19 protein-coding genes and 1 pseudogene are annotated in these 24062 nt (G+C 63.7%); 10 read left to right on the forward strand and 10 right to left on the reverse strand.

Annotation, left to right across the window (positions count from 1 at the left end):
- Window position 1 precedes the first annotated feature (1 nt).
- From HAP48_RS34140 to HAP48_RS34165, 6 genes are all read right to left on the reverse strand, one after another.
- Window positions 2-1369, reverse strand: coding sequence for an IS110 family RNA-guided transposase (locus HAP48_RS34140; RefSeq protein WP_166204212.1), 1368 nt, complete (start codon window positions 1367-1369; stop codon window positions 2-4).
- A gap of 202 nt (window positions 1370-1571) precedes the next feature.
- Window positions 1572-1886, reverse strand: a complete 315-nt coding sequence (locus HAP48_RS34145) for a transposase (protein ID WP_166204213.1) — start codon at window positions 1884-1886, stop codon at window positions 1572-1574.
- 347 nt (window positions 1887-2233) lie between these two features.
- Window positions 2234-3385 (reverse strand): IS110 family RNA-guided transposase, encoded by a 1152-nt coding sequence (locus tag HAP48_RS34150; RefSeq protein ID WP_166204214.1) that lies wholly within the window; start codon window positions 3383-3385, stop codon window positions 2234-2236.
- Window positions 3386-3457: 72 nt separating this feature from the next.
- Window positions 3458-4054 carry a DUF2889 domain-containing protein gene (locus HAP48_RS34155; RefSeq protein WP_166204215.1) on the reverse strand — a complete coding sequence of 199 codons (597 nt, stop codon included), beginning with the start codon at window positions 4052-4054 and terminating at the stop codon, window positions 3458-3460.
- A 215-nt stretch (window positions 4055-4269) separates the two neighbouring features.
- Complete coding sequence (locus HAP48_RS34160; RefSeq protein WP_166204216.1) at window positions 4270-5826, reverse strand: acyl-CoA synthetase; 1557 nt, start codon at window positions 5824-5826, stop codon at window positions 4270-4272.
- On the reverse strand, window positions 5756-6556 hold the full coding sequence (locus tag HAP48_RS34165) for a TetR/AcrR family transcriptional regulator (protein ID WP_166204217.1): 801 nt from the start codon (window positions 6554-6556) through the stop codon (window positions 5756-5758). The genes HAP48_RS34160 and HAP48_RS34165 overlap by 71 nt, the downstream gene beginning before the upstream one ends.
- Window positions 6557-6661: 105 nt before the next feature.
- On the opposite strand from HAP48_RS34165, the gene HAP48_RS34170 reads away from it, so the two are divergent.
- From HAP48_RS34170 to HAP48_RS34205, 8 genes and pseudogenes are all read left to right on the forward strand, one after another.
- Window positions 6662-7846, forward strand: coding sequence for a lipid-transfer protein (locus HAP48_RS34170; protein ID WP_166204218.1), 1185 nt, complete (start codon window positions 6662-6664; stop codon window positions 7844-7846).
- A 7-nt stretch (window positions 7847-7853) separates the two neighbouring features.
- Window positions 7854-8309, forward strand: a complete 456-nt coding sequence (locus HAP48_RS34175) for a MaoC family dehydratase N-terminal domain-containing protein (protein ID WP_166204219.1) — start codon at window positions 7854-7856, stop codon at window positions 8307-8309.
- Window positions 8306-8713, forward strand: coding sequence for a MaoC family dehydratase (locus tag HAP48_RS34180; protein ID WP_166204220.1), 408 nt, complete (start codon window positions 8306-8308; stop codon window positions 8711-8713). Before HAP48_RS34175 ends, HAP48_RS34180 begins: the two co-directional genes overlap by 4 nt.
- Window positions 8714-8899: 186 nt before the next feature.
- Complete coding sequence (locus HAP48_RS34185) at window positions 8900-10066, forward strand: integrase core domain-containing protein (protein WP_224496526.1); 1167 nt, start codon at window positions 8900-8902, stop codon at window positions 10064-10066.
- Window positions 10067-10238: 172 nt separating this feature from the next.
- Window positions 10239-11065 (forward strand): annotated as a pseudogene (locus tag HAP48_RS34190) (SDR family NAD(P)-dependent oxidoreductase).
- A 77-nt stretch (window positions 11066-11142) separates the two neighbouring features.
- Window positions 11143-12288 carry an acyl-CoA dehydrogenase family protein gene (locus tag HAP48_RS34195; RefSeq protein ID WP_166215432.1) on the forward strand — a complete coding sequence of 382 codons (1146 nt, stop codon included), beginning with the start codon at window positions 11143-11145 and terminating at the stop codon, window positions 12286-12288.
- 314 nt (window positions 12289-12602) lie between these two features.
- Window positions 12603-14267: a thiamine pyrophosphate-binding protein gene (locus HAP48_RS34200; protein WP_166204221.1), complete on the forward strand. Its 1665-nt coding sequence runs from the start codon at window positions 12603-12605 to the stop codon at window positions 14265-14267.
- Window positions 14267-15538 carry an NAD(P)/FAD-dependent oxidoreductase gene (locus HAP48_RS34205; protein ID WP_166204222.1) on the forward strand — a complete coding sequence of 424 codons (1272 nt, stop codon included), beginning with the start codon at window positions 14267-14269 and terminating at the stop codon, window positions 15536-15538. The genes HAP48_RS34200 and HAP48_RS34205 overlap by 1 nt, the downstream gene beginning before the upstream one ends.
- Window positions 15539-15547: 9 nt before the next feature.
- On the opposite strand, the gene HAP48_RS34210 is transcribed toward HAP48_RS34205, so the two are convergent.
- From HAP48_RS34210 to HAP48_RS34225, 4 genes are all read right to left on the reverse strand, one after another.
- Window positions 15548-16816 carry a lipoprotein-releasing ABC transporter permease subunit gene (locus tag HAP48_RS34210; protein WP_166204223.1) on the reverse strand — a complete coding sequence of 423 codons (1269 nt, stop codon included), beginning with the start codon at window positions 16814-16816 and terminating at the stop codon, window positions 15548-15550.
- A gap of 63 nt (window positions 16817-16879) precedes the next feature.
- Complete coding sequence (locus HAP48_RS34215) at window positions 16880-17113, reverse strand: hypothetical protein (protein WP_166204224.1); 234 nt, start codon at window positions 17111-17113, stop codon at window positions 16880-16882.
- 282 nt (window positions 17114-17395) lie between these two features.
- On the reverse strand, window positions 17396-17806 hold the full coding sequence (locus tag HAP48_RS34220; protein WP_166204225.1) for an ASCH domain-containing protein: 411 nt from the start codon (window positions 17804-17806) through the stop codon (window positions 17396-17398).
- A 70-nt stretch (window positions 17807-17876) separates the two neighbouring features.
- A complete protein-coding gene (locus HAP48_RS34225) occupies window positions 17877-18782 on the reverse strand; it encodes a hypothetical protein (protein ID WP_166204226.1) in 906 nt (301 codons plus the stop codon).
- A 265-nt stretch (window positions 18783-19047) separates the two neighbouring features.
- Here HAP48_RS34225 and HAP48_RS34230 point away from each other — a divergent pair, with 265 nt between their 5' ends.
- The gene (locus HAP48_RS34230) at window positions 19048-20241 is read left to right on the forward strand and encodes a M14 family metallopeptidase (RefSeq protein ID WP_166204227.1); all 1194 of its coding nucleotides are present in this window, start codon (window positions 19048-19050) and stop codon (window positions 20239-20241) included.
- A gap of 328 nt (window positions 20242-20569) precedes the next feature.
- The gene (locus HAP48_RS34235) at window positions 20570-23923 is read left to right on the forward strand and encodes an adenylate/guanylate cyclase domain-containing protein (protein WP_166204228.1); all 3354 of its coding nucleotides are present in this window, start codon (window positions 20570-20572) and stop codon (window positions 23921-23923) included.
- The last annotated feature ends 139 nt before the right edge of the window (window positions 23924-24062 follow it).

A 24062-nucleotide genomic window follows, 5' to 3' on the forward strand; every position in this document is an offset into this window, starting at 1 on the left:
CCTAAGAAACAGCCTGATTGGCGTTGCACGGAATGGCCTGCAAGACAAAGCCGAGCGATTTGGCCCGGCGCTGAAGGTTAGCGAGGACGCGGCTGCGATATTGTCGCTCATATTGGTCGGCACCTGGATCCCTGTAGCTCATGCCATGCCGGAGTGTGTTGTAGAATAAAACTGCAATCTTGCGGGCGGTCGCCGTCACCGCCTTCGACTTGCCCGCGCGTGAGGACAGCCGGCGATAGAATGCTCCGAGCGCCGTATCGCTCCGCCCCACGGTTGTGGCTGCCAATCGCAGTAGTGCGGCTGCCCGGCTGGAGGATCTCCGCGTGCGTGAAGATAGTACCTTGCCACCGGAGATTTTGTTGCCGGGTGCGAGGCAGAGCCAAGAGGTGAAGTGCTTGGCGGTTGGCCACGCCCTCAGATCCTTGCCGCACTCGCCGACGAGCTTCAATGCGAGTGACGGACCCAGCCCATGGATCTCAGTCAGATCAACGCCGAGCACACCGTACAGCGCGGTCCTGACATCGAAGGTGGGTGTGTTGACCTGCTTGGTCTTTACGCGTGGCTGGGATAGCTTTCCGACCGGCTTTGCTTCTCTGTTGCTAAGCGCGGCGATCAAGACTTCGAGCTTGCGGTCGCAGTCCAGCATCTTCGCCTGGTAGATGTCGTAGAGTTCCAGCGATTGGGTCAGAGCGAAGACATGTTCCTCCCGGTCGTTGCCGATCAGCGCCGCGCGGATCGTCTCCGTTGAAGAATGGCAGCGCACGTCTCGATAGGTTGCCAGAACGTCGGGATTGCGCTCGCCTGCAACAATGGCTCGGATAATCCGCATACCAGTCGCTCCGGTGATATCCGAGACGACATGATGGAGCTGCAGGTTCATCTCCATCAGAGCCTTCTGCATGTGCTGGATATGGGCGGCAGCATATTCAACCAGCCGCTCCCGCTGGCGCAGATAAGCGCGCAGGGTCGCAATCTCGGCATCGGGACGGAAGCTGCCGCGTAACAGCCCATAGGAATGAAGCTGGCGTAACCACGCAGCATCGCTGACATCGGTCTTGCGCCCGGGCACATTCTTGGCATACCGCGCGTTGACCAGAATGACCTCGAACCCGCGCTGCTCCAGAATCTCGTAGACCGGGATCCAATAGACGCCAGTGGATTCCATCGCGACGCTGGTCACACCGCATGTCTTGAACCAGTCCGCCAGACTATGCAGGTCCTGTGTGAACGTGCTGAACGTGCGCACTGGGACATCGGTGCAGGCCGGGTTCACGGCGGCCATGTGCATCTTTGATCCGATGTCGATGGCAGCCGCCCCGACGTTGACTGGCTTCAATTCCGGGCGATCTGCAGTTGTCGTCTTGAGCATTGCGGGTCCTCCGTCCAATCATGGGCAGGAGGGTCTGGGTTATGCCAATTTGTCATCTTCCTAATCGGGATCGCCGCCGGAGCGCCGTCACCACTCTCAAGTCCGCATGCACCCATGGACCACGTTTTTTAACGGGGACAGTGCCTCCAATAAGCTGACGGCCGCTACCCTCCCGGCCTCAGACGATAGCACAAGGCTGTTTCTACCCCGCGCAGGCACGCCACGGCGCTGGACAGTTTTTTAAAATGTCCCGCTCCATGCGCAGCCGCTCATTCTCCTCGCGCAGCCGGGCGATCTCGGCAGCCTGGTCCGCCGGCATCGGCGTCGCTTGCGTCGTGGGGCGCCGCGCCGCCGCTGCCGGCTCCTGCCGGAGCTTCTCCACCCAGCGCCGCAGCACCGAATCACGCAGACCGAGTTCCTTGCCGACCGACGTGATCGACCGGCCACTCGATACCACGAGTTCAGCGGCCTGCCGCTTGTACTCCTCGGTAAACGACCGACGTTGACGCTCTTGCATCCGACACCTCCGGGCTCTCTGAGCCTACTACAGGTGTCCACTCATTCGGAGGAGGTTCAGGGTTGGGGTTTGACGGCAAGAGGGCGGCGCGCGGAGCCATGCGTAGCGCAGCGCGACGACCTGGTCCGAGGCGAGGATTGGCTTCCGAAGATTTCTGCAGCTCACTGCATCACCTCATATCCGGTCGGACCAATGTCCGTACCCACCTTCCGCATGCTTGCGGCGAGGAAGCCTGGCGCGGATGAGACCCATCTACGAAACGGCGGTTGAAGCCCTAGGGTGGCACGGTCATCATCCATCCTGCACGGAGCGCGGCGAAGCCGCGGTGCGTGGTGGTGTGGTTTGTTCTACGCCTTCATGGTTGCCAGCTCGGGAACGAGGCCGGTGGTGAGGTAACGCCACAGCGCCACGATCAGCTTGCGCGCCAGGGCGACGATGGCGATGCGTTTGGCGCGCTTGCCGGCGTCGGCGGTGCGGGCACGGAACCAGCGGCTGAGCGCGCTGTCGCCCTGGTGGCGGAGCCACAGCCAGGCCAGTTCGATCGCCTTGTGTCGGGCGCGCCGATTGCCGGCCTTGCTGATGCCCTGCTCGCGATCGATGCCGCCGCTCTTCCAGGGACTGGGCGTCAATCCGCAATAGCTGGCGACCTCGCGCCGATTGCGGAAGTCCTTGTAGAACAGCTCATTCACCAGCGTTGCGGTGAAGGCCGGGCCGAGCGCCTTGAGCCGCTGCAATTGATCCCGCCGCTCGACCATCGGTGTGGTAACGGCCGGAGAAGCGTCCGCAGCCTGGGCCTGCTCCAGCGCCGCGAGCTGCTCACGCACCAGCATCAGCCGCGCGTGCTCGCGCTTGATCTCGGCCAGAAGATGCGGCGGCAGCGGCTCGCCCTGCCAGTCGCGCTGCCGCTCGAGCCAGGCAAGCCAGTCCCGTCGGCGTGGGTTGCCGACCGCCATCCCCAGAAGGCGCAGCAGCGCCTTGATCCGGTTGGTGTGGGCGGTCTGCTCGGTGACCAGCCGGTCGCGTTCGCGGCTGGCGCGCCGGGCGTCCTCCGCTTCCACCCGCGGCACGCGAACGATCCGGACCACCCGCGGCTCGCCCCGCAGATAGGCCATCAGGGTGCGCAACAGAAGCTCGCCGTCGATCCGATCCGTCTTCGCCCGCCGCGCGCGCTGCTCCACCGCAATGCTTGCCGGATCGAATACAAAGTTCGTAACCCCGGCTGCTTCCAATAGCCGGTGCAGCCAAAAGCCGTCATAGCCGGCTTCATAGCAGCTCACCACACCGGGCGCCGACCCGAACTTCTCCGCCACCTTGGCGCGGATCCGCTCGATCAACGCCAGTAGTTCGGTGTGATCGCCCCCTTCCAGCTTGTGGCGCGAAATCCGATCCCGGTCCGGGCTGTGCAACGTCACAAGCCACGTCTTCTGACTCAGTTCGACCGCAACGAAAATTGTGCCACAATGGTCGGCGGTGGGCGTGCCTGTGGTCAATGCTTGCATCTGACTTCTCCGATGGTTCGAGTGTGGAAACCCAAACCTATCGGAAAGGCCACGCTCACCGCCCCATGGAATCTACGAACCTTGCTTCGCCTCGACCGGCTTCGTGGCGAACTGCGGAAATGTTTCGGCGACGACAGGCCCGTCCAGCCGCCACGAATAGCAGCCGCCGACGAAGAACGGCGGCTCGGTCGCGTCGCGCTGGTGATCGAGCGCGCCGCGGCCCTGCGGGTCCTTGCCCGCGGTCGCGGTCTGGAACAGCGTCGTTACCGCGGGGCCCAGCAGCTCCGCGAGATGGGTGCAGGTTTCGAGTTTGCCGATCTTGCGCCTGACAATCTCGCGCCAGCCCTTGCCGATGCGCTCGCCGACCAAGCGCTGCAGGATGCCTTCGACATCGAGGCAGGACGGGTAGGGCGTCGAGGCCATCGTGGTGCCGGTCTCGCGGATGGTAAAGCTGTCGTCGACCGCGAGCCGCAGCCTTATGTCGTGCACAGGGTCCTCGGGCTGCTGCAGCCCGCGATGCCTGTCGTGCCGCACATAGGGTTTGGTGTCGACCAGCCGCGCCTCAACCTCCCATAGCCCGTCGTCGCGGAGATAGCCGAGACATTCGACGGAGCGGCGGTGCATCAGGCGGCGGGGCTTGCCGTCGGCATTGGTATCGGGTGCGGACATCGGAACTCGCTGGATTGAATCTGGAATTGATCCAATCGGCCGCATGCTCCGATGTCAACGCCTGAGGCCAGCGCAACGCCATGCGACGTCCAAAGGGACGCCGTCATTCCGGGGCGATGCGGAGCATCGAACCCGGAATCTCGAGATTCCGGGTTCATCGCTGCGCGATGCCCCGGAATGACGGGACCGAAGGCCTCGATCGCGAAGCGCGCGCCTCAGCTGACGCGCCGCTCGCGGTTCTCCCAATACGGCTTGCGCAGCTCGCGCTTCAAGATCTTGCCGGCGCCGGAGAGCGGTAAGGGCGTCGAGGTGATGTCGACGCTGCGCGGGCATTTGTAGCCGGCGATCAGCGCCTTGCAGTGCTCCATCAGCTCTTCCGGCGTGGCGCTGGCGCCGCTCTTCAGCACCACGACGGCGTGGACCTGCTCGCCCCAGCGCTCGCTCGGGATGCCGATCACGGCGCACTGCGCCACCGCCGGGTGCTGGGCGAGGGCGTTCTCGACCTCGGCCGAATAGACGTTCTCGCCGCCAGAGATGATCATGTCCTTGACGCGGTCGACGACGTAGACAAAACCGTCCTCGTCCATGTAGCCGCCGTCGCCGGTATGCATCCAGCCGTCGATCACGGCCCGCGCGGTTTCCTCCGGCCGTTCCCAATAGCCCATCATCACCATATCGCCGCGCACCGCGATCTCGCCGACGGTGCCCAGCGGTACGACCTTGTCTTCGGCATCGACGATCTTCAATTCCGCGCCGAGCGTGGCGCGGCCGGCGCCGCGGTGTCGGCCCTTGGCGCGGCCGTCGCCGATATGCTCCTTCCAGTGCAGAATCGTAGCGATCGGCGACAGCTCGGTCATGCCGTAAGCTTGCGTGAATTCGACATGCGGCAGCGCCTTCATGGCGCGCATCAGCACGGCGTCGCTGATGACAGAAGCGCCGTAGGAGATGCCCTTCAGCGACGACAGGTCATACGTGCCGAGCGTCGGATGATCGACGAACATCTGGATCATGGTCGGCACCAGCAGCACGTCGGTGATGCGCTCCTTCTGAATCGCAGTGGCGACGCCATCGGGCGTAAAGCCCTGGATCACGACGTTGGATCCGCCCGACAGCAGCACCGAATACATCGCCGCGCCATTGGCGAGGTGGAACATCGGCGCAGCATGCAGATAGATCGTGCTGCTCGGCCACAGGCCTTCGCCGAGCGCGTTGAGCGCATTGGCCATCAGATTGCCGTGGCTCAGCATCACGCCCTTGGAGCGGCCGGTGGTGCCGCCGGTGTAGAAGATGCCGGCGAGATCGTCGCGCGAGCGCATCGCATCCGCCATCGGCTCGCTGCGCGCGATCAGTGTCTCGTAATTCTCCATGCCCACAGGCGTCTCGCCCTCGTCGGCATAGACCAGCTTGAGGCCGGGGATGGTGGTCGCCAGCGTCGCGCCGACCGGCGCGAATGCCTTGTCGACGAACAGGATGGTGGCGCGGCAGTCGCGCAGCGCGTCCTCGTTCTCCAGCGGAGACCAGCGGATGTTGAGCGGCACGATCACGGCGCCGGCCCAGCCGACCGCGAGGTACAGCTCGAGATAACGATCGGAGTTCAGCGACAGGATCGCGACGCGGTCGCCGTTGTCAGCGCCAAGGCCGCGGATCGCCGCGGCGAGGCGGGCGACGCGGGTGCCGACCTCGCGCCAGTTGCGCCGCCGCTCACCGCAGACGACTGCGAGTCCGTTTGGATTGACCTGCAGCGCCCGCCGCAGCCCGTGTGTGATGTTCACTTCCGTCCTCCCTTGGTGCGTTTCCCTTGCGAGGCGGTTTGTCCGCCTTCTCTGCAGCCGGAGCGACTGCTTTGTGCGCTGTTGTTTTACGCGTTGATGTCGTGGCGATCCCCTCGGTGAGGCGGATCGCGAATTCCTCGGCGACGGCGCGTCCGGTCAACTCACCGCCGGGCTGGAACCAGTGGCCGATCCAGTTCAGCGAGCCCGCGATCGCAAACGCCGCGAGCTTCGGGTCGCACGGTTTGACCGAACCGTCCTCGACACCCTGTACGATGTAGTCGCGGAAGGCGCGGTCGATCCGCCGCTTCGCCGTCTGCACGATCTTGCGGTTGTCCTCGCTGAGGTCGCGGATGTCGAAGCGGACCAGGCTCTTGCCGTAGTCCTCGGTCATCAGCTCGGCGTAGCGGACCACCAGCTTGCGCAGCTTGGCAAGGCCGCTGCCGCCGCCGGCCGAGGTTTCGGCGATGCATTCGTCGACCAGCTCGTTGCCGATCGACCAGCACTCGAACAGGATCTCGTCCTTGCCGCGGAAGTAATTGTAGAGCGCGGGCTTGGTGATGTTGAGCCGCTTGGCGACGTCGTTCAGCGTGGCGCGGTGATAGCCCTGTTCGAGGAACAGCTGTACGGCGGCGCGCAGCACCGCCTCGCGCTTCTCGTCGCGGGCGCGGCGCCGGCTCTCGAAGGGCAGCCAGGGGGACTGGCTGGAGGAGGGGATGTGTCCGTCGTCCATATGAAGCCGATGTCGTGAAGCCGTTGCCGCATTGACTCTGCGTGAGGTGCCGTATATTACCCATGGGTAACAAATAGTCCAGTGGGTAATTTTCGGGAGGACAGAATGACGTCACGCACCTATGTTGCCGGGGTCGGCATGATCCCGTTCGTCAAGCCCGGCGCCAATGCGCCGTATCACGTGATGGGCGCTGAGGCCGCCAGGCTCGCGCTTGCCGATGCCGGCCTCGACTACGGCCGTGTGCAACAGGCCTATGTCGGCTATGTCTATGGCGACTCCACCTGCGGCCAGCGCGCGCTGTATCCGGTCGGCATGACCGGCATCCCGATCGTCAACGTCAACAACAACTGCTCGACCGGCTCGACCGCGCTGTTCCTGGCGCGGCAGGCGATCGAGTCAGGCGCAGCCGACTGCGTGATGGCGCTCGGCTTCGAGCAGATGAAGCCCGGTGCGCTTGGCGCCGTGTTCACCGATCGGCCCAGCGCGTTCGACGATTTCGACGCCGCGGCCGACAAGCTGGTCGATGCGCCCGGCGTGCCGCTGGCGCTGCGCTATTTCGGCGGCGCCGGCCTCAGCCACATGAAGAAATACGGCACGCCGCTCTCCGCGTTTGCAAAAGTGCGCGCCAAGGCGAGCCGCCATGCCAAGAACAATCCCCTGGCGCTGTTCCGGAAAGAGGTCACCGCCGACGACGTCATGAACGACCAGGTGATCTGGCCCGGCGTGATGACCCGGCTGATGGCGTGTCCGCCGACCTGCGGCGGCGCCGCCGCGATCCTGGTCTCGGAGAAATTCGCCGACCAGCATGGTCTCAACAAGCAGGTCCGCATCGCGGCGCAGGCGATGACGACCGACACGCCGTCGACCTTCGGGGCCGACGACATGATGCAGGTGGTCGGCTACGACATGGCGCGCGACGCCGCCAACAAGGTCTATGAGGCAGCCGGCATCGGGCCAAAAGATCTCGACGTCGTCGAGCTGCATGACTGCTTCGCCCACAACGAGCTGATCACCTATGAAGGGCTCAGCCTGTGCGCCCAAGGCGAGGCCGCGAAGTTCATCGACGACGGCGACAATACTTATGGCGGCAAGTTCGTCACCAATCCCTCCGGCGGCCTGTTGTCGAAGGGCCATCCGCTCGGCGCCACCGGCCTTGCGCAGTGCTACGAGCTGACGCGGCAGCTGCGCGGCACCGCGTCGGCGACCCAGGTCGAAGGTGCGCGGCTCGGCCTGCAGCACAATCTCGGCCTCGGCGGCGCCTGCGTCGTGACGCTCTACCAACGCGCCTGAGGTCGTCATGGTCGATCAATCGGCTGTCGGGCGTGAATTCACGCCGGTGACCGCGCGCGTCGAGCCGGGGCGCCTGCGCTTCTTCCTCGACACGCTCGGCGAGACCAATCCGGTCTATCGGGACGAGGCGACCGCGCAGGCGGCGGGTTTTGCGGCGGCGCCGGTGCCACCGACCTATCTGTTCTGCCTGGAGATGATGGACGCAACGGTGCCGTTCGAGTTCCTGACCGCGCTCGACATCGATCTCGCCCGAGTGCTGCATGGCGAGCAGCGCTTCGACTATCACGCCCCCGTTGTGGTCGGTGACACCCTGACGTTCCACCCGCGCGTCACCAGCGTGACCGACAAGAAGGGCGGGGCGATGACGCTGATCGTAGTCGAGACTGGGGTCACCAACCAGAGTGGCGTCCATGTCGCCGATGTCTCGCGCACCATCGTGGTGCGCAATGCGAGGCCGTCATGAGCGCTGCACGTCGGGCGGTCGGCGACCGCATCGTCCACAAGGAATTTCCGCCGATCACCCGGCATCGCCTTGCGCTGTATTGCGGCGCCTCGGGCGATCACAACCCGATCCATGTCGATATCGACTTCGCAAAAGCGGCCGGATTCCCCGACGTGTTCGCGCACGGCATGTTGGTCATGGGCTATCTCGGCCAGGCGCTGACCGACGCGGTCGCGCCGTCGCGCATCCGCTCGTTCTCGACCCGCTTTGCCGCCATCACCCAGCTCGGCGCGCAGCTGACCTGCGAGGGCACGGTGATCGAGCTGATCGAGCAGGGCGGCGAGAAGCGGGCGAAGGTCGCGCTGACGACGAAAGATCAGAACGGCGAGGTCAAGCTCGCGGGGGAAGCGGTTATCGCGTTGTAGCGGGATAGTCCCGCCGAGCAAGGACTCGTACTCCCTCTCCCGCTTGCGGGGGAGGGCTGGGGTGGGGGCTCTCTCCACGGTACAGACCGGATAGATACCCGACAGTTTAGACCGGCATGATTGCCGACAGGTTTCTAGAAGCATCGGCGGGAGGGCCCGACGATGCCGTTCAGAGAGACCAGTCGGATGGAAGAGCGTATCCGGATGCTTATGGAGTACGAGAGCGGGAACTGGAGCGTGTCGGAGTTGTGCCGCCGTCACGGTATCTGCCGCGACACGTTTTACGCATGGCGCCAGCGGAAGCAGAGCGGCGATCCGGAGTGGTTCAGGGACCGTTCGCACGCGCCGCAGCAATGCCGACAAACGACCGATGCGGCGATTGCAGAGAAGGTGATCGCGGCTCGGCAGCGCTTTCCCTATCTGGGACCGCGCAAGCTGCTCGCCCTGCTTGACCGCCAGGCGCCGGAGATCGATTGGCCGGCGGCGTCGACGATTGGGAGCATTCTCAAGCGCGCGGGGCTGATCTCGCCGGTGAAGCGCCGCCGCCGTCCGCTCGACCAGCGGCGTCCCTGCACGCCGGTGCAGGAGCCGAACGACGAGTGGAGCGTGGACTTCAAGGGTTGGTTCCGCACCCGCGACCAGTGCCGGATTGATCCGTTGACGGTGGCTGACAGCCACAGTCGCTTCCTGATCGAACTGCAGATCGTCGCACCGACGACCGAGGGCGTCCGCCCCCGCTTCGAGAGGGCTTTCCGCGAGCATGGCCTGCCGCGGGCAATCCGCTGCGACAATGGTTCGCCGTTCGGCTCGCGCGGCGCCGGCGGTCTCACCACATTGTCGGTCTGGTGGCTGAAGCTCGGCATTACGCCGCACTTCATCCGTCCGGCCTCGCCGCAGGAGAACGGTCGCCATGAGCGCATGCATCGCACCTTGAAGGCGCAAACATCGAGCCCACCGGCAGATAATGCGTCCGAGCAACAGGCCCGCTTTGACGCCTTCCGAGAGCATTACAATAAGGAACGTCCTCACGAAGCGCTGGGCCAACGGCCGCCGGAGGACGCCTATCGAGCATCTCAACGCACCATGCCGGATCGCGAGCAAGACCCCTGGTATGACGCCGATCACCAGGCCCGCCGTGTTCGCGGCAATGGGGAGATTAAATGGAAAGGCAAGTTCGTCTTTATCGGTCAGGCGCTGGTGAACGAACTTGTCGGCATCGCCGAACTCGATACCGGTGACCACGTCGTCCGCTTCTGCGACCTCGACGTCGGTCTCATCGACCGCCGCGGCCTGTTCACCCGGTTCGCTCCGCCTCGTGAGGGGCTGCGCGAACCGGGCGAACAGACCGCTTAACCCAAACTGTCGGGGATCATGCCGGTCCAAAATGTCGGGAATCATGCCGGTTGAACACACGAGTCATGTCGCGGAGAGAGCCCCCACCCGCATCGCATCTTCGATGCGATGCGACCTCCCCCGCAAGCGGGAGAGGTGAAGAAAGAAGATCATCTCGTTTGAGGGAGGAACCATGTCGAAACTGCAAGGCAAAGTCGCGCTCATCTCAGGCTCAGGCCGCGGCATCGGGCGAGCTATTGCGCTGAAGCTTGCGAGCGAGGGCGCGCGGGTCGTGGTCAACGACCTCGATGCCGAGCCGGGCAATGCCGTCGCCGCCGAGATCAAGGCAATGGGCGGCGAGGCGATCGCGGTCAATGGCAGCGTGACGGAGGCAGGCTTTGCCGATCGTTTCGTCGACGGCGCGATCGAGCAGTTCGGCGGCCTCGACATCATCGTCAACAATGCCGGCTACACCTGGGACTCGACGATCCAGAAGATGTCGGACGAGCAGTTCCAGGCGATGCTCGACGTCCATCTGGTCGCCCCGTTCCGGATCATGCGTGCCGCGTCCGAGCCGATCCGGGTGATGGCCAAGCGAGAGGCCGAGGCCGGCCGCGAGGTGTTCCGCAAGGTCGTCAACGTCTCCTCGATCGCGGGCCTCTACGGCAATGCCGGGCAGGCGAGCTATTCTTCGGCCAAGGCCTCGCTGATCGGGCTGACGCGCACGATGTGCAAGGAGTGGGGCCGCTACAAGGTCAACGTCAATTGCGTGGCGTTCGGCCTGATCAACACCCGCCTGACCCAGCCGATCGAGACCCAGCAGAAGACCATCGACGTCGCCGGCCGCGACATCAAGGTCGGCGTCCAACCGCAGATGCTGGAGGCGATGGCCGGATGATCCCGCTCGGCCGCGGCGGCACGCCGGAAGAGGCGGCGGACGCGGTCTATCTGTTCTGCGCTCCGGAATCGAACTACATCAGTGGTCAGGTGATCGTCGCCGGCGGCGGTCTGTTGATCTGATAACGAGAGCGTTTTCGAGCGAAGTGGGTACCGGTTCGCGTCAAGAAAACGCGTCAAAGCAAGAATCTGAGGGCATGATGCACTACCGATCGTCCTGGATGACCGAGGAGCTGGACACCTTCCGTGACCAGTTCCGCAAATTCCTCGCCAAGGACCTTTTGCCGCACGCCGAAAAATGGCGCGAGCAGAAATTGGTCGACCGCTCGGCCTGGCGCGCGCTCGGCGAGATGGGCGCGTTGCTGCCGAGCGTGCCCGAGGCCTATGGCGGCTTAGGGACCAGCTTCGCCTATGACGCGGCCGTGCTCGATGACCTCGAGAGCACGGTGCCGGAGTTGACCACCGGTGTCTCCGTGCACAGCGCGATCGTCGCACATTACATCGTCAATTACGGCTCGGAGGAGCAGAAGCTGCGCTGGCTGCCGAAGATGGCGTCCGGCGTGATGGTCGGCGCCATCGCGATGACCGAGCCCGGCACCGGCTCCGACCTGCAGGCCGTCAAGACCACGGCCAGGAAACAGGGCAATTCCTACGTCATCAACGGCCAGAAGACGTTCATCACCAACGGCCAGGCCGCCGACCTCGTCATCGTGGTGGCGCGCACCGGGGCTGCGGGCTCGAAGGGCATCTCGCTGATCGTGGTGGAGACCGCGGGCGCGGAGGGCTACCGGCGCGGGCGCAACCTCGACAAGATCGGCCTGCACGCCTCCGACACCTCGGAGCTGTTCTTCGACAATGTCACGGTGCCGCCGGAGAACCTGCTCGGGGCCGAGGAGGGCAACGGCTTCGTGCAGCTGATGCAGCAATTGCCGCAGGAGCGGCTGGCGCTCGCCGTCGGCGCCGTCGCCTCGATGGAGCGCGCGGTTCGGATCACCGCGGAGTACACCAAGGAACGCACCGCGTTCGGCAAGCCGCTGCTCGAATTCCAGAACACCGCCTTCAAGCTCGCCGAGCGCAAGACCGAGGCGATGATCGCCCGCGTGTTCGTCGACTGGTGCATCGAGCGCCTGGTCGCCGGCGACCTCGACACCGTGACGGCGTCGATGGCGAAATGGTGGTGCTCGCAGAAGCAGGTCGAAACCGCGGACGAATGCCTGCAGCTGCACGGCGGTTACGGCTACATGCAGGAATATCCGATCTCGCGCATGTTCATCGATGCCCGGATCCAGAAGATCTATGGCGGCACCAACGAGATCATGAAGCTGCTGATCGCGCGCTCGCTGTAAAGGTTCGCTCCGACCTCACATCGTCATGGCCGGGCTTGTCCCGGCCATCTACGTCTTCTTCGGGTAGGAGCCAAGACGTGGATGCCCGGGACAAGCCCGGGCATGACGGGTGAGCAAGGCGGCATTCCTGCGGGCCTCCGCTCTGCGCAAATAAGCGGCGGCGGGCCGCTGCCCTTTCCCTGCCGCATGGCTCGATGCCGCCGCTGCATCCCGCGGCGGTTTCGGCCTTGCGCCATATTGCCGTCTATCATACCCCCGTCGGACCATTTTCCGCGCGAGCCTTGAGCGCGCGCCAATACCTGCAGGGAGCCCTCATGACCAAAAGCAATGCCCGCACCGGAGGCCAGATCCTGATCGACCAGCTGGTCGCGCAAGGGGTGGAGCGCGTCACCTGCGTGCCGGGCGAGAGCTATCTGGCGGCGCTCGACGCCCTGCATGACAGCCCGATCGACGTCGTGATCTGCCGCGCCGAGGGTGGTGCGGCGATGATGGCGGAGGCCTATGGCAAGCTGACTGGGCGGCCCGGCATCTGTTTCGTCACCCGCGGTCCGGGCTCGACCAACGCCGCGCATGGCGTGCACATCGCGATGCAGGATTCGACCCCGATGATCCTGTTCGTCGGCCAGGTCGACACCGGCATGCGCGAGCGCGAGGCGTTCCAGGAACTCGACTACAAGGCGGTGTTCGGCACCATGGCGAAATGGGCGGTCGAGATCGATCGTCCGGACCGCATTCCGGAGCTGGTGGCGCGCGCCTTCCGCGTCGCGCTGCAGGGCCGCCCCGGGCCGGTGGTGATCTCGCTGCCGGAGAACATGCTCACCGAGACCGCGGCGGTCGCCGACGCGCCGAAGGTCGAGCCTGCAGTGACCTGGCCGGCGCCTTCGGATCTCGAACGGCTCGGCACGATGCTGGCCGGTGCCAAGGCGCCGATCGTGGTGCTCGGCGGCTCGGCCTGGACCGAAGAGGCGGCCAAGGGCATCGCGCGCTTCGCCGAGCGCTTCGATCTGCCGGTCGCGACCTCGTTCCGCCGCGCCTCGCTGTTCGACGCGGACCATTCGCATTATGCCGGCGATCTCGGCATCGGCCCTAGCCCGAAGCTCAGGGATCGCTTCACCGGCGCTGACGTCATTCTCCTGATCGGCGGCCGCATGTCGGAAATGCCGTCGTCGTCCTACACGCTGCTCGATATTCCCGTGCCGAGCCAGAAGCTGATCCATGTCCATCCCGGCTCCGAGGAGCTCGGCCGGGTCTATCAGCCGGCGCTGGCGATCCAGGCGACGCCTGCCGCCTTCGCCGCCGCCGTCGAGACCATGAAGCCATCGGCCGCACCCGCCTGGAAGGGCGAGGCGGCGAAGGCGCACGCCGATTATCTCGCCTGGACCGACAAGCCGCGCGAGCTGCCGGGCCATTTCCAATACGGCGAAGTCGTGACCTGGCTGCGCGATCGTCTGCCGAAGGATGCGATCGTCTGCAACGGCGCCGGCAACTATGCCGGCTGGATTCACCGCCACCATCGCTTCCACACCTTCGCAGCGCAGCTCGCGCCGACCTCGGGCTCGATGGGCTACGGCGTGCCGGCGGCCGTGATAGCCAAGCGGCAGCATCCGGATCGCGTCGTCGTCGCCTTCGCCGGCGACGGCTGCTTCCTGATGAACGGGCAGGAATTCGCCACCGCCGTGCAGTACGACGCGCCGCTGATCGTCGTCGTCATCGACAACGCGCAATACGGCACCATCCGCATGCATCAGGAACGCGACTATCCCGGCCGCGTCGTCGGCACCCAGCTCAAGAACCCGGACTTTGCGCTCTACGCCAAGGCGTTCGGCGGCCATGGCGAACGGGTCGAGCGCACCGAGGACTTTGCGCCCGCGTTCGAGCGCGCGCTGGCCTCCGGCAAGCCGGCGATCCTGCACTGCCTGGTCGATCAGCGCGCGCTGTCGGTCGGCAAGGACTTTGTGCCCGAGCAGGCCGCGCGTTGATGCCTGAGTCCGCCGGCCGTCACGTCGCGATCATCGGCGCCGGCGCGGTCGGTGTGATCAGCGCCATCGAGGCGCTGCGCTGTGGTCACCGAGTCACGCTGATCGATCCGGGCGAGCCCGGCGGTGAGCAGGCGGCGAGCTATGGCAATGCCGGCTGGCTGTCGTCGCATTCGGTGATCCCGCCGGCCGAACCCGGCACCTGGAAGAAGGTGCCTGGCTATCTGATGGATCCGCTCGGGCCGTTGTCGATCCGCTGGTCGTATTTGCCGAAGGCGCTGCCGTGGCTGATCAAGTATCTGCTGGCGAGCCGCACCGAGGCGCAGGTCGAGGCCACCGCGCGGGCGATGCGCGATCTCCTGAAGGACGCGCCGCTGCTGCATCGGCAGCTCGCCGAGGAAGCCGGCGTGCCCGAGCTGATCGAGCGGCGCGGGGTGATGCATGTGTTTCCCACGCGCGAACCGTTCGACCGCGACCTCGGCTGGCGTATCCGCAAGCGCGTCGGCATCGAATGGCTCGAGCTCAACGAAGACGAGATGCGCCAGCGCGAGCCCGATCTGCATCCGCGCTACAAGTTCGGCGTCGTGGTCGAGGAGGCCGGCCGCTGCCGCGATCCCGGCGCCTACGTCGCAGCGCTCGCCGTGCACGCCATTGCAAACGGCGCCGAGCGAGTCGCCGCCAAGGCGGTCGGTCTCAAGCTCGCGGGCAACCGGCTCGCCGCCGTGGTTACCGAGAGCGGCGAGATTGCCTGCGACGCCGCGGTGGTCGCCGCCGGTGCGCGCTCCAGGCAACTGACCGCGTCGATCGGCGATCCGCTCCCGCTGGAGACCGAGCGCGGCTATCACGTCATGATCGAGAATCCGGAATCCGGACCGCGCAATTCGGTGATGGCCTCGGACGCCAAGATGGTCGTCAACTGGACCGACAAGGGCCTGCGCGCCGCAGGTACGGTGGAGATCGCGGGGCTCGACGCCGCGCCGAACTGGAAGCGCGCCGAGATCCTGCGCGAGCATCTCTTCAGCATGTTCCCGAAACTGCCGAAGGATATTCCAGCATCGCGGATCAAGACCTGGTTCGGTCATCGCCCGAGCATGCCGGACGGGCGACCGTGCATCGGCCATAGCAGCGCCACGCGTGACGTGGTCTATGCGTTCGGCCACGGCCATGTCGGCCTGGTCGGCTCAGCCCGCACCGGCCGGCTGGTCGCGCAACTGTTGAGCGGCAAGGAGCCCGAAATTCCGCTCGCGCCGTTTGCGCCGTCACGTTTTCTGTAGGACGCAACATCACCGGAAGGCCTCGACCGGATCGAGCCGCGCCGCGCGCCATGACGGATAGAGAGTGGCAAGCAATGACAGCGTCAGCGCCATGATCACGACCGCTGCGGTCTGCGCGATGTCGACCTCCGCCGGCAGCTCGGACAGGAAATAGAGCTCGGGCGGGAACAGTTGGATGCCGGTCAGCCATGACAGGAATTGACGGATCGCTTCGACATGGCGGCATACGAAAAGGCCGACCGCGAAGCCGACCAGCGTCCCCACCACGCCGATCGAGGCCCCGGTGATCAGGAAGATCCGCATGATCGCGCCCTGAGAGGCGCCCATCGTCCGCAGGATCGCGATGTCGCTGCTCTTGTCCTTCACCAGCATGATCAGCCCGGACACGATGTTCAGCGCCGCCACCAGCACGATCATGGTCAGGATCACGAACATCACGTTGCGTTGGACCTGAAGCAGGCCAAAGAAGGTCGTGTTGCGCTGACGCCAATCCACCAGGAAGACCGGCCGCTCGGCCGCTTCCGTCACCGTCTTGCGAAACTGGTCGACCCGATCGGGATCAACGGTGAAGACCTCGATCCCGGTGACGTTCGTGCCGCGGTTGAAATAGGCCTGTGCTTCGATGATCGGCATGAAGATCAGGCCGGCGTCATATTCCGACATGCCGATCTCGAACACGGCCGATATCGGGTACTTCTTGATCCGCGGCATGATGCCCATCGGCGTGGTCGCGCCGCGCTGCGCGACCAGCGTGATGCCGTCGCCGACATGCGCGGAGAGTTGATCGGCGAGCCGGCGGCCGATGACGATCCCCTGGCCCTCGTCAAAATGCTCGATCGATCCCTTGATGGTGTTGCTGACCGAGGGCAGGCGGGAGAGGTCGGCGGCGCGAATACCGCGCACGAGAACACCGGAGGCGTTGGACGACGATGCCAGTGCCATGCCGTCGACCACGGGGACAACGAGGCGGATGCCCTGCAGCTGGCTGATGCGCTCGGCAACGTCCTGCCAGTCGGTCAGGGGCCTTTCCACCGGCTGAATCAGAATATCGCCGTTGAGGCCGAGGATCTTGCCCAGCAGCTCTTTGCGAAAGCCGTTCATGACGGCCATGACGATGATCAACGTGGCGACGCCGAGCATGATGCCCAGAAACGAGAACCCGGCAATGACCGAGATAAAGCCTTCCCTGCGTCGCGCCCGCAGGTAGCGCGCGGATAGCATCCATTCGAACGGTGCGAAGGGCGCAGTTTGCGATGGCTCTGCCAAAGTCCTGCTCATCGGCCGGAGAGATCGGCATTCTGTCTGCTTGCCGCGGGATTCGCCAGCGCCCCTGCCGCCGCCTCAGCTCTCGCCGGCCCAGGTGGTGATCGCCGTCGGTGCGATCACGCGCCTTGGGGTGTGCGGGTTGATCGTTCCGGCGCTGACGTCCTGCGCCTGATCGAGCAGGGTGCGCGCGAATGCCTTGGCGTCCAGCTCGCTCGCGAAGGTGCGGGTCTGGCGTGGGAAGCGGTGGTGTCCGGCGTCGGGATTTCTCACCGCGAACGAGACGTACCAGATGGCCTTGTCCGTCTTCATTGCGCGTCTCTGACGGCGATCCGCCCGCGCGATCGGGACGTCGTGCTCGGTGCTTGATATGCAAAAAGTGCCAAAGTGAAGGATCCTGCAATTCAACAGATGCCGACTAAATGAATCTCCCCGGCGGACAGGCAACACGACAGAATCGGCACACATACCGAACACTGACGGGATATTACCTTTCAACCGGTGGATGAAGTGACAATGCGCCGCACCGACGTTGGTTCCTGCGATCCGACGCCGCGGTTTCCAGTGGAAGACGGAGCCGCCAGCGGCCGTCGGCTACGCGTCCGGGAGATCGCCGAACACCTCGACCAGGCGAAAGCGTTCGCACATCAGCATCATGTCTTCGCTGAATCGTCCGAGGCGGCCGAAATAGGCGCGATGCGCATCGCGCCAATACGCCAGGCTTCGGTCGCCTTCGCCCTCGTCACGCGCGAAGCCGGCATCGACCTCGCCGAAGCGCCGATACGTCACCTCGGTGGTTTCGATGACGCAGCGGGGCTCGCCGCGCCCATCGAGCACGATCCAGCGCTCTCCGGGCGCCGAGGTGTTCGGCTCGTCTTCCGTGCTGCAGGTCGCGGTCTTGACGCCGTCGATCACGAGTTCGAGGAGTTGATCGGCGAGGGCGGGATTGTCGCCGAACGCGAACGCGCGGAGGTGCTGGTACCGTTCGGGGATCGGCTTTGGCATGGGACAGCGTAGCCGGCCCGGGCCGGCACGCAAGCGCTGCGCGGGACGAACGTCGCTGGCCTGGGCGCGGTCAGCTTCGTAACGCAAGAACACGCAGAAGTATGCCGCGGCCGCCGCGCGACAGGCGATCGTGAAACAATTCGGAGAGCCGGTCTCCCCGCTTGCGCAGCGGGAGCCGCCTCCGCAACTCGTGGGCGCGAGGCAGCGAGCAAAAGAGAAAATCCCGACGGAGCTGGCGAAGGCGCTTGCCATAGCCTCTCACATCGGTGCTCGCATAGGCTTCCATCAGGGTGCGGATCAGATAGTCATCGCTCGGATCTGGATTGGACTCGTAGGCAACGCTCGATGATCGCATGGAAACGGGTTCATCGGTCGTCGACAGGAATATGTTCATGCGGATCAGCCCGTCCGATACGCCGGTCGCCTCTTTGCTGAAACTTCCGTAGTTCACAGAGGGCAAGGCGGCGAGTTGCCGGCGCAAGTTTTCGAGCGTCGCCGATGGAATCTTGACGCCGTTGCCCGCGCTGGTGTCGAGCCTGTTGGCGCGCACCGTGGCGTACAAGTCGCCCCAGAACTTGTCCCAGGCGGCTGCGCCGGTGCGGTTAGCCGATGGATTCTTGCGCACGCTATAGGTCGTTTGCGTGAGATAGGCCGCCAACTCGCCCATGTGACGCGTAACGGTGCCATCAGGATCATAGACGTCGATCATGGCGTGGACGCATTCATGCAGCAGCAGCGCCCGATCGCCGTCATTTGCGGGCGGCGACTTCTTCTGTGTCAGCAGAATATCCGCCGTTTGATCGTAGAAAGCGAGATCCTCGGTGCCGCCCTTGACCAGGATATTGCCGGCGCGAATGTGATCGCGAACTGTCGTCAAGTATTCGCCTTTAATGTGAATCTTATTCACGTAGAACTCGATGCCAAGCGCTACCGGGTCGCTCAGTGTATCCAGGACGTCGCCTTCGGTCAGTGGCATGACCTGCCTCCCTTGCGAGATTGAGCAATGATGGTCCGGCCAATCTCTGGTAAAAGAAAACCCTTCCTCTCAGGAAGAGGATCATCGAACTGCGCCTCTCCGATACCGCTTTCGGGCAGGCTTGGCGGCGTGCGGGGCGTGCTATTTTGATGCGGCAACCTCACCTGAGATTGCGTTTAAATGTGTCTGGCCAGGCGCACCAGGGTTCAAGGGTATGCTGTGCCGTCGTACGAACATTGCCTTTCACAACACTGAGGGCCCCATCATGCCGGAGAAGTCTGCAAAAGGTATCGATCGCCGCGATCTGATAATGGCATCCATTGTCACGGTCGGTTCCGCGGCCGCCGTCGCCGTCAACGCTGGTGCTGCGAATGCCCAGGGCGCAGCGACACCCCCTGGCAATCCGGCATCAGGAACGGTCTATACCGGCGATGTTATCGAAGGCAAAAAGGTCGTCAGCGCGCTCGACGTCAACGACCTTGAGCCCGGGAAGAAGCACCGTTTGTATTTTCAGGGCGTTGAGATGCCAACCGGACAGCACTGGCATGTGTCTGTGACGGTCGCCAAGGGAGCAAAGCCGGGCAAGCGCGGCATCCTGACCAGTGGCGTGCATGGCGACGAGATGAGTTCCGTGCATACGGTCCAGACTGTGATGAACCAACTCGACCCGGCGCAGATGTCGGGCACGGTGATGGCGGTCACGGACGTATCCCGCCCGGCCCTGGAAAGCATGCAGCGCAGATGGCCGAACCAGGGCAGAGGCATCGATCTGATCGATATGAATCGGGAGTGGCCCGGGAACGAGAACGGCGCCACCGCACCCAGCCGACACGCCGGGCTTCTGTTCAAGCGGCTGCTGCGGCCGAACGCCGATTTCGCGATCGACTTCCACACCGGGACAACCGGATTCGAAGTCACCGCATTCAATATCGGCGGTATGGATGTGCCCGCGGTCAAGGCGATGGTTGAGCTCTATCCGGTCGGCCAGATCTTCGACAATCATGTGTATCCCGGTGTCCTGCACAACGCGTTCATGGACGTCGGCATCCCGTCCTTCACGCCGGAAATCGGCGCTGCGCGCGTCCTGGACCCTGAGATGATCTCGCTCTTCGTGGAAGGCACAATGAACGTCCTCAAGCATCACGGCATCGTTGCCGGGCCAATGGGACGTACAGGCAAGGACGTGACTGTCTTTGTCGGTAACAGCGCGTACCCGATCCTGGCCACCGCGGGCGGTCTCGTTGAGCATCTGGTCAAACTCAACGACAAGGTTGAAGCCGGACAGAAGGTTGCGATCCAGCGCAATAGCTTCGGCGAGGTGATTGCGGAGTATACAAGCGGCGTGGCCGGAGAGATAACGGGCCAGCGCAGCGATGCAATGTCCGAGCCCGGCAACCCCCTGGTATTTATCCTTTTCAACAAGCCGGGGCCAAAGGACGTTCAGGTCTATCCCGAGTAGTTGCCGCATCGACCTCAAGGCCGGTGACGCGACTTTCACTGTGGCCGTTCACGAGGCTCGTCGAGGATCGGCTTTGGCATGGGCAGCGTAGCCGGCCCGAACCGGCGCGCAAGCGCTGCGCGAACGTCGTTCGTCGGCCTATGTCGGCAATTGGGCCCAGAGCTGACTTCTCTCCTGAATATCCGTGCGCAGACAGCCGAAGCTGAAAAGTAAGTAGTGCTGTCATGTTGGATCGCTTTGACGCGCTACCTCGATTGCTTGGCGACTCGCATCGTCGTTAGATAGCTAGAAAGGTCGATCGAGCCCGGCTACCGACACGGGGGCGGAGATGCAGCAAATCGCCGAGTGGCTGGAAGATATCGGCCTGTCCGAGTATTCGCAGCGCTTCGCCGAGAATGGCATCGACATCTCGGTACTTCCGCATCTGACCGATCAGGATCTCAAGGAACTTGGCATTCTCCTCGGACATCGACGGAAAATGCTCGCGGCGATTGGCCGGCTCGCGATCGCAACAGCATCACCCGCACCCGCCAGCCCGTCCGAGCCGCAACCGCGGGAGATCGCTGAGCGCCGCCAGGTCACAGTATTGTTTTCCGATATGGTAGGCTCGACAGCCCTCTCCACGCGCCTGGACCCCGAAGATCTCAGAGACATTATCTCATCTTACCAAAATTGCGTCACGCAGATCATCCGCCGCTCTGGTGGCTTTGTTGCCAGATACATGGGAGACGGCGTGCTCGCCTACTTTGGCTATCCGGAAGCCCATGAAGAGGACGCGGAGCGCGCCGTTCGGACGGGGTTGGAGCTTGTCGCGGCGATCTGTGAACTCAAGACGCTGGTCCCGTTGCAAACGCGCGTAGGCATCGCAACCGGCCTGGTCGTCGTCGGCGACCTGATTGAGACAGACGAAGCGCGCGAACGCGGCATCGTCGGCGAAACACCGAATCTAGCGGCGCGATTGCAAGGCGTGGCGGAGCCCGGAATGGTTGTCATCGCCGAAAGCACCCGAAAGCAACTCGGCAGGCTGTTTGATCTTGAAGAACTCGAAGCAAAGGACCTCAAAGGCATTCCGAAACCTGTGCCGTCATGGGCAGTGCTGCGGGCCGGCGCAGCTGAAAGCCGGTTCGAAGCTCTTCATGCAGGCACGATGACGTTCGTCGGACGCGAGGCAGAAATCGAACTGCTCAAACGTTACTGGCGATTGGCAAAAAGTGGTGAGACCCGCGTGGTTCAGGTCTCGGCCGAGGCGGGACTGGGAAAGTCGCATCTTGTAGCGACATTCGCCGAACAGCTTCGGTCCGAGCCCCACACCATTCTGCAATTTTTTTGTGCACCCCATACTCGCGACAGCGCGCTCTTCCCCATCATCGCCTGCCTGGAACGGGCGGCGGGCTTCAAACATGAAGATACTCCAGAAGCCAAGCGCAACAAGATTGAAACGCTAGTCACGTCCAGCTCCGACGTGGCCGAGGATGTCCTTTTGATTGCAGAGTTGCTCGCGCTGCCGCGGTCGGATGACGACCGTGCAATGGACTATTCACCGCAGCGCACGAAAGAAAAGACGTTGGAAGCTCTTTTGCGTTACGCGGTTGGCGCGGCAAGGCGCCAGCCGGTCCTGTTAATCTTTGAGGATGTCCATTGGATCGACCCGACCTCGCGCGAATGGCTGGATCTCGCCGTTCGGCAGCTGCGGCAATTGCCGATTCTGGCGCTCGTCACGTCTCGAACGGAGTTTCAATCGTCTTGGGCAAGCCAATCTCATGTGACATCGCTGCCGCTGCCGCGGCTTTCGCCGGAAGATTCGGTCGCCCTCGTGCGGCAGATCGAACGCACCAATGCGCCGCTCTCCGAGGGAGTGGTGCAGGAAATCATCGATCGGTCAGACGGTGTGCCGCTGTTCCTCGAGCAAGTGACGCGAGCTGTGCTCGAAGTCGGAGACGCCAATGTCGTCAGCAACGGCTCCGCCCCGTCGACACCCGACCGTCGTATCCCTTCAACTTTGCAGGCCTCGTTAATTGGACGTCTTGACTGCCTGGGGAAGGCAGCGAAGGAGATCGCCCAGCTTGGCGCGGCGATCGGGCGCGAGTTTTCATACAACCTTCTTGCGGCGGCGTCGGAGCGCCCTCCTGTCTACCTGGAGGATGCCCTTGCCCGGCTGGTCGAGAAGGAACTGATCTTCCAGAGCGCATCGCTTCCTCAGGCCGCCTTCCTTTTCAAGCATGCCCTTGTGCAAGATGCCGCTTATTCCACGCTTCTGCGGACTTCGAGGCGGGATATCCATGCACGCATCGCCAATGCAATGCTGGCCGGCGGAACCACCGACAGCGCTGCGCCGGAGATCGTCGCCTTTCATCTGCAACAAGCCGACCGACCAGCCGAAGCGATAGCCTATTGGCGGAAGGCTGGAGAACAATCTGCTCGAAGGGCGAACAATCGCGAAGCGGTGGCTCACTTTCGTCGCGCGCTGGCCCTGCTAGAGGGGCATCCGCAAACGAGTGACCGCCTGGGCATCGAGCTCGCGATCTTGTCGCAGCTCGCGCCGGCGTTGATGAGCGTCCATGGCTGGGGTGCGACCGAAGTCGGCGAAGTTGTCGAACGGGCCACTGAAGTGGGCCATCAGCTCGACAGTTCACCGGAGATCGCACCCTCCATCGCAAACCTCTGGCTATTCCACTATGCCAATGGCCGGCTGGATGCAGCTGAGAAAGTGTCGCGCAATCTGCTCAGGATTGCGCAGGATTTGGACAGCCAGGAGGTGTTGCTGCAAGCACATCACACAGCGTGGCCCGTGCGTTGGGGACGAGGGGCAATGAAGGACGCTCTCGGACATATCGATGCTGGATTGGCGCTCTATGATGAGCAGCGCCACGCGCATCACCGGTTCTTGTATCTCGGACATGACCCTGCCGTTTGCGGCTTGGCGATCGCTTCACAACTCTGTTCGAGTCTCGGTTATACGGCACAAGCAAAGGACAGGGCTGATCAGGCCTTGGCGTTGGCCCGGAGGCTCAACCATGAGCCCACTCTTATGCACGGCCTTTGGTTCGTCATTGAATCGCAGATGACACGCGGGGATGTTCTCGGCGTGACTGCAAACACGGCGGAACTCCTGAACCTCGCCGAGCAATACGGACTTCCGCTGCCGCGTGCGATGGGACTGATCTATCGCGGCTGGGCATTGGCATATTCCGGCAGAGCGGAAGAAGGTCTTGCACTTGCAACTGAGGGCACCGGCTTACTGCAGCGGACCGGTAACCGAATTGTTCTATCTCGCGCTTACGGGGTTATCGCCGAAATCCACCTGGTGATTGGAAGATATCAGGAAGGTCTGAGCGAAGTAGAAAGGGCGATTCACGTCGCGTCAAACATCGGCGAATCCTTCTATTTGGATCGCCTGCTTCTGAACCGCGCGCTGCTGATGCGGGAAACAGGCCAAACCGAAGAAATGGTCGAAGCAGGATTGAAGCGTTCCCTTGATTTTGCGGCCTTACAAGGCGCCAAGGTCCTCGAATTGCGCACTGCTATCCATCTCGCTGATTTGTGGGGTCGCATTGGCAAGCGTGACCAAGCGCAGGAATTACTAAGGTCGACTTGTGACTGCTTCACCGAAGGGCACGATACGCCCGACTTCAAGCAGGCTATCGAAATGCTGCACGGGCGTGCGGAGTCAGCTCGCACGTGATGAGACAAATCATGGGTCGACTTGGATCATGAGCCTGCATGGTCGGCATGTCCTGCATTTTTGTCCAAACACCCAAGGCGTGTGCCCAAAGAGGTGCAGACGTCAGCTTTTGGGGTCTAAGCAGAGCCTTTCTGTTCAA

The organism is Bradyrhizobium septentrionale (assembly GCF_011516645.4).
Classification (GTDB): Bacteria; Pseudomonadota; Alphaproteobacteria; order Rhizobiales; family Xanthobacteraceae; genus Bradyrhizobium; species Bradyrhizobium septentrionale.

Excerpts from the sequence above, each read along its gene's own strand:
- HAP48_RS34205 (WP_166204222.1), top strand. The coding sequence starts at position 14,267 with ATGCCTGAGTCCGCCGGCCGTCACGTCGCGATCATCGGCGCCGGCGCG.
- HAP48_RS34170 (WP_166204218.1), top strand. The coding sequence starts at position 6,662 with ATGACGTCACGCACCTATGTTGCCGGGGTCGGCATGATCCCGTTCGTC.
- HAP48_RS34155 (WP_166204215.1), bottom strand. The coding sequence starts at position 4,054 with ATGTCCGCACCCGATACCAATGCCGACGGCAAGCCCCGCCGCCTGATG.
- HAP48_RS34235 (WP_166204228.1), top strand. The coding sequence starts at position 20,570 with ATGCAGCAAATCGCCGAGTGGCTGGAAGATATCGGCCTGTCCGAGTAT.
- HAP48_RS34230 (WP_166204227.1), top strand. The coding sequence starts at position 19,048 with ATGCCGGAGAAGTCTGCAAAAGGTATCGATCGCCGCGATCTGATAATG.
- HAP48_RS34225 (WP_166204226.1), bottom strand. The coding sequence starts at position 18,782 with ATGCCACTGACCGAAGGCGACGTCCTGGATACACTGAGCGACCCGGTA.
- HAP48_RS34145 (WP_166204213.1), bottom strand. The coding sequence starts at position 1,886 with ATGCAAGAGCGTCAACGTCGGTCGTTTACCGAGGAGTACAAGCGGCAG.
- HAP48_RS34180 (WP_166204220.1), top strand. The coding sequence starts at position 8,306 with ATGAGCGCTGCACGTCGGGCGGTCGGCGACCGCATCGTCCACAAGGAA.
- HAP48_RS34165 (WP_166204217.1), bottom strand. The coding sequence starts at position 6,556 with ATGGACGACGGACACATCCCCTCCTCCAGCCAGTCCCCCTGGCTGCCC.
- HAP48_RS34200 (WP_166204221.1), top strand. The coding sequence starts at position 12,603 with ATGACCAAAAGCAATGCCCGCACCGGAGGCCAGATCCTGATCGACCAG.
- HAP48_RS34175 (WP_166204219.1), top strand. The coding sequence starts at position 7,854 with ATGGTCGATCAATCGGCTGTCGGGCGTGAATTCACGCCGGTGACCGCG.
- HAP48_RS34185 (WP_224496526.1), top strand. The coding sequence starts at position 8,900 with ATGGAAGAGCGTATCCGGATGCTTATGGAGTACGAGAGCGGGAACTGG.
- HAP48_RS34140 (WP_166204212.1), bottom strand. The coding sequence starts at position 1,369 with ATGCTCAAGACGACAACTGCAGATCGCCCGGAATTGAAGCCAGTCAAC.
- HAP48_RS34150 (WP_166204214.1), bottom strand. The coding sequence starts at position 3,385 with ATGCAAGCATTGACCACAGGCACGCCCACCGCCGACCATTGTGGCACA.
- HAP48_RS34210 (WP_166204223.1), bottom strand. The coding sequence starts at position 16,816 with ATGAGCAGGACTTTGGCAGAGCCATCGCAAACTGCGCCCTTCGCACCG.
- HAP48_RS34195 (WP_166215432.1), top strand. The coding sequence starts at position 11,143 with ATGCACTACCGATCGTCCTGGATGACCGAGGAGCTGGACACCTTCCGT.
- HAP48_RS34215 (WP_166204224.1), bottom strand. The coding sequence starts at position 17,113 with ATGAAGACGGACAAGGCCATCTGGTACGTCTCGTTCGCGGTGAGAAAT.
- HAP48_RS34220 (WP_166204225.1), bottom strand. The coding sequence starts at position 17,806 with ATGCCAAAGCCGATCCCCGAACGGTACCAGCACCTCCGCGCGTTCGCG.